The following is a 5,304-nucleotide window of genomic DNA, read 5'->3' as shown; positions in this document are numbered from 1 at the left end:
CATGCTTCCCATCGTCTTAGCTTACCACCAGGTCGGCGGCCGCAAGACCCTCGGCATTACGTGGATTACCTCGGCGCAATTCGAGCGTCAAATGATCTGGCTTGCCGAGGCTGGCTATCGCACAAGTTCTCTAACAGATTATTTGAACAACAACCGCGCGATTGCCGGGAAAAAAATTGTACTCACTTTTGATGACGGCTTTCGCGCGCTGGCGAAAAATGCCCTGCCGGTTCTCCAGCGCTTTGGGTTTACCGCGACGGTCTATCCGGTGGCAGACTATGTCGGCCGGGAAAACCGCTGGGATGTAAATTTCTTTGGCCGGCGTACGATGCATCTTGATTGGGACGAGTTGCGCGATATGCTCGCAGCGGGCTGGGAAATCGGCAGCCATTCGCTACGCCATGCTTATTTGCCCTCACTCTCAGAAGCAGAACTGTTTGACGATTTGCGCCGCTCGCGCGAAATACTCGAGGATCATCTGAATATTCCCATCCGGCATCTTTCGCTGCCGTTCGGGCGAGGGAATCATCGTGTGTTTGAAGCTGCCCGGCAAGCGGGTTACCACACGGTTGCGACACTGGGACAACGGCAGGATAACCTCGCCGGACAAATACCATCTGCGGAAAGGCGGGGATTGATGATTGTCCCTCGTCGTGGAATTTATTTGCATGACACATTAAACAGCTTTCAACGCCGTGTCGAAACGGGAGGAGATTCCAAGCGTGAATACCTGCGCCAACGCGCCATCAGTTTCTTTTCCACCGGCACGATTGTGGTTAAAGCGTTCGGCAAGCTAGGCGGCGCTGTGAAAAAACGGCTTGAAATTTAAGAGAAAGGTCGCTATTTTTTTCCGCGAAATAAAATACGGCCTGAATCCCAAGCGATTTGCGCCTGGGATAACATGTTTCCTGACGTCAACGGTGGAATCTGATTCTCAATTGCTCAGGCAGACGCGATTCTCATGCCTTCGCGCAAGACGCAAAAAGTCCAATATTCCATTCGCGAGGTAAGCCGCATCACCTCATTGAAGCCGTACGTCTTGCGCTATTGGGAAACGGAATTCTCTGAGTTGCATCCCAGGAAGGATCGCAGCGGCAACCGCATCTACCGCTTGGAGGACATCAAGCTCATCTTTCTTATCAAAAAATTGCTGTACCAGGAAAAATACACTATTGCGGGTGCACGGCAGCGCTTGAAGGCAATGAAACAAAGCAGCCCGCAAATGGCGCTTTCGTTTGAGGACTTGCGCAGCGAGGACACGTTATTCGAAATCAAAAAAGAGCTGGAAAATCTCCTGACGCTGTTTGAGCCTTCCAAATCGCCGGCCAAGCTCCGCCACGGGTTTGCGCCCAAGAAAAATAAAAATGGAAGCTTGTCCGGCTCAACGGAGGCTGTTCCAGGCCCACCCCCGGCAGCAATTCTTTCAGAGCCGGCCTCTTCTTCACCGCCCGATCAAATTCCCGACTGATTGTAATCTGTGTCCTTAGGTATCATCTCTCTCCTGCGTAAGTGAGAGCGCAGCAGTATTATTTTTTGAATTGGCAAAAATCTTTCTTTTTATCTAGGCGGGAGCGCAGTATGAAAAAAGCAAATCGGCTTTGGACATGGTCATTATTCGCGATGCTGGCCGCAAGCGTTGCTCGACCCGCGTCAGCGCAGGATCTCGGATTGCCTTCGACCACACAAAAATTGAACAGCCGCACGGTTATCATCAAAGACGGCTGGTCTTGTGATTTTGCGCTCAAAAGACCCGGGCAAGCAATTGTATCGCTGCAAATCTACTCCGCCACCAACTGGGAGGATTCAACCGTGCCGGGCCTGGTGCTGGGCGTGGCCGTGGACGGCAAACTGCGTTCGCATGTCGTAACCTTTCGCGGCGGAGAATTTCATCATTATGAAGTGCATTTGGGGTTCATCGATGCGGGCGAACACACACTGGAATTACTGCGCGCCGACTCCTCTGCGCTTGAACGGCAGCGCGATTTGAAACTTGTCAACCTTCGCCTGGAGATCTATCATGCCGATCACCCGCAATATCCGATTTTAGCGCACGCCCCGCTGTTGTTTGGCCGCCGGGACGGTCGCGCCTCGGATATTCCTCTGCTGCTCGCTTATCAAACCAAAGAAGATCCCTCGCGTGGCCTGCAAGAAATCACTTATTCCGTTATCTACAGCAACGAAGACGGCGGTACACCTGCCCTCGGATTGCTGCATCGTTGGGGACGCTACACCGACATTGAATGGACGTATCGCGTCGAGCTTGAACCCGACGGCGAGCGCAGACGCGCCTTTTATCAAGGCCGTGAGCATAAAACCGTCGAATTTCGCGGCGGCCTTGAAAACAACCAACCGGCGTTGCAAGTAGCGACGCAGAATAATATGCTGTCCGACACGCTGGCAAGCCGGTTGCGTTTTGCCTTGGCGCCACGGCGGGAATTGCCTGTTGGAGAAGCGCGTGAACGCTTGATGTTGGCCGAGCCCTGGATTTGGCAAGTGAGCGCAGCAGAAGCGCGCCGCGAGCAGCGGCTTGCAACATTTGCGCAGCACGATCCGCCGATTAACGATCTGCAGCGATACTTGTTCGTGGAATTCTCGGCGCAACCTCGCCGCGGCGGGGCCAGCGACACTTGCGGCGGATTTTTTCTGGCAAGATACCGCGGACAAGCAGGCGAGTATGCTTCCCACGTATGGTCGCCACGACTTGTAATCACCTCCACCGCGCCCTATGCGCGGCAAACAGCGATTCCTTTGCCAGCAGGCGCAGTCGCAGATGATCTTGTATGGCTGGATTTCGTGGCCGATCCGAATCACGGCAGCATCGTGCTCACGGGCGTCAATCACTTGTTCGCGCTTGATGCGCAGGATTTGCCGCGTTTTTGGCCGCCAAGCTGGAACGGCCGCGTCGAGCTGCGGCCGGGCGAACGGGTGCGTTTTCACATCGAGGGTTTTCAGATGAAGCGCTCGCGGTTTTGGGCGCTGCATGAAGGCGATTGGTCATACAAGCCGGATCCCTGGAGGCAAGGCGGGCCTGATCGCTGGGGCGAGGGTAAAATTCACGAACAGCTTTGGCCCAAGCTGCGCAACGGCGATGCCTGGACCGAGCAAAGCTTTGAGGGTGTGACATGGTATCGCCAGCTTTTTGCGCTTGATCGTAGTTGGCGCGGTGAAAAAATGTGGTTACCGCTGGGCAAAATTGCCGGCAATTACCAAATGTGGCTGAACAATAAACCGCTGGCACTCTCGGACACAAGCGGCGCGGTCATTGCACAAAATCAGCAAGCCTTAGATATTTCGTCATTGATTCGATTCGACCGCGAGAATTCACTGGTTGTCCGCGTCGAAGGCGGCGGCTCACATCCTGGAATATTGCGCGGCCCTCTTGGAATTGGCAACACGCCCAATGCCGCTTTGGAGATCGACTCAAGAGATATGATCGATCCCGCCATCGACCAACACGAGCCGTTTGAATATTTGCAGCAGCCGTGGGCGATGATCGGCAGCCGTGCGAACGGGGTTGCAACGCAAATTACTCCGGAAGGTTTCTTATTTACGGGCGCGGCCGAGATCATGTTTTATGGGGGCGCCGATGTGCAGCCGCTCAGCAGCCGTACGAAAACGTTGCACAAGGATTATCTGCCGATCTTGAACTACAAGGCGCAGCACGGCAGTATTCAATATAATTTCGAGACATTCGTCGCGGCGGAGCAAAGCGCTTCATCCATTCCCATGAATTATGTGCACGTCGAGATCACCAATCTCGGTAATACGCCGCAACCCGCGGTTTTCGGCCTCGGCGTACGATTTCGCGGTGAAGCACGGCGCTTCCCGAGCCGGGTTGCTTTCCATGACAATTGGCAGTATCGCGTTGCCGGACGGCAACTGCTGCGCGGCGATGAGATCATTTGCCTGTTGCCGGACATGCCCGCCAATCGCATTGAATTGCCTCAACGTTCGCAGCGGCAAGCACACGAACCGGCGGGTATTATAATTTACAATTTCAACCTGGCCTCGGGTGCAACTCAACACTTGACGTTCGCGCTGCCTGAAACGCCTCTGCCAACCAACAACGCGATTACCGCCAGCTCAATAAACGGCGAAGCGGCCAACTCCCGCAAGCAAACAGAACAAGTATGGGAAAGTTTTCTAACCGACGGCGCGCAGTTTTCTTTTCCAGAATCCAAAATCACACGAGCATTGCAGGCTCATTTGATCTATAACGCAATTCTGTTTGGCGGAACGCAGCCCTTGCCCAGGCAACACGCTGGACTAGCCGCAGAGGCCGCGCGCGCTTTCGATGTGATGGGGTATCATAATCTGGCTGAACGCATACTTCGACAACTTCTTCCGCATGCGCAGGAAGCTACCCTCGCTCGGATGCATGAGAGTCAAGATGCTGGCGCATCGTGGGAAATGCATGGTCAAATTTGTTGGGCCGTGCGGCAACACCTTGAGTTGACCCGTAATGTCGCGCTCGGCAGGGATTTCTTGCCCGTACTAAAAGCAGTGGCAGCGGAAATTGAAAAACTCTCTCAACCGCCGGAGAAGAGCAATGTTCACGTTGAAGCATTGGCGATTTTGCAGCATGCCGCTGAAATTGCCCAGATGCTGGGGGCCCAGCCAGAGTTCGAACAGTATTCGCGCAAGCTGGCAGCATTGCAAGAGAATCTCAAAACTCAGCAGAACGCTGCTGCACCAACGCCAAACGACCGCCTGGCTCCCGGCGAAACTGGGCCGATAAGCCTGCTCGCCGCCTCCTTCATGCCTCAGCCTATAACACAGCTTGACAGGCTCGCCGCGGTCTTGCGTGATTGGCGCGGCCGTGGGGAAGAGGGGCTGTTTACAAGTGTACAACACGGTGGACTCGATCCGAATGCCACTTTTGCCCTGGCTTATGCGGCGTTGTTACGCAACGATGCGAAAACGGTGGTACAGAATCTTTACGCACTGTTGCTGCATACGAGTGCAAGCCATCACATCATTGGCGAGCGCGTGACGCCATGGGGCGACCGCCAGGAACACGGCACCGTCACACCGTTCAATCCCTTCGGCGCAAGATTGATCACACTGCTGCGCGACATGCTCATCCGCGAAGACGGCCGTGATTTGCATTTGTTTTCAGCAGTTTCTCCCGCATGGCTGAAACCCGGCGACGAAATCGCGCTCAGCAACGCAGACACCAAATTTGGTCGCCTTTCATTTAAAGCGACTGTACACTCAGACCGGCTCGTCATCGAAATCAACCAGCACTGGCATAATGTGCCGCGTTTCCTGAGTTTTCACGTGCCGGCTTATGTGCACGTCCAA

At 54.5% G+C, this 5,304-nt stretch carries 3 protein-coding genes; all 3 read left to right on the top strand.

What is annotated here, in order from left to right; genetic code table 11:
- Window position 1: 1 nt before the first annotated feature.
- Window positions 2-829 carry a polysaccharide deacetylase family protein gene (locus FBQ85_26125; protein MDL1878609.1) on the top strand — a complete coding sequence of 276 codons (828 nt, stop codon included), beginning with the start codon at window positions 2-4 and terminating at the stop codon, window positions 827-829.
- Window positions 830-961: 132 nt separating this feature from the next.
- Entirely contained in the window at window positions 962-1,468 is a 507-nt protein-coding gene (locus FBQ85_26120; protein ID MDL1878608.1) for a MerR family transcriptional regulator, read from the top strand.
- Window positions 1,469-1,578: 110 nt separating this feature from the next.
- Window positions 1,579-5,304, top strand: a 3,726-nt coding sequence (locus FBQ85_26115) for a hypothetical protein (GenBank protein MDL1878607.1), incomplete at its 3' end; no start/stop codon positions are given.

The sequence above is a fragment of the Cytophagia bacterium CHB2 genome (assembly GCA_030263535.1).
Taxonomy (GTDB): Bacteria; Zhuqueibacterota; Zhuqueibacteria; order Zhuqueibacterales; family Zhuqueibacteraceae; genus Coneutiohabitans.
The sequence above is the reverse complement of the archived record's forward strand: the minus strand, read 5'-3'. Positions and strand labels throughout refer to the sequence as shown.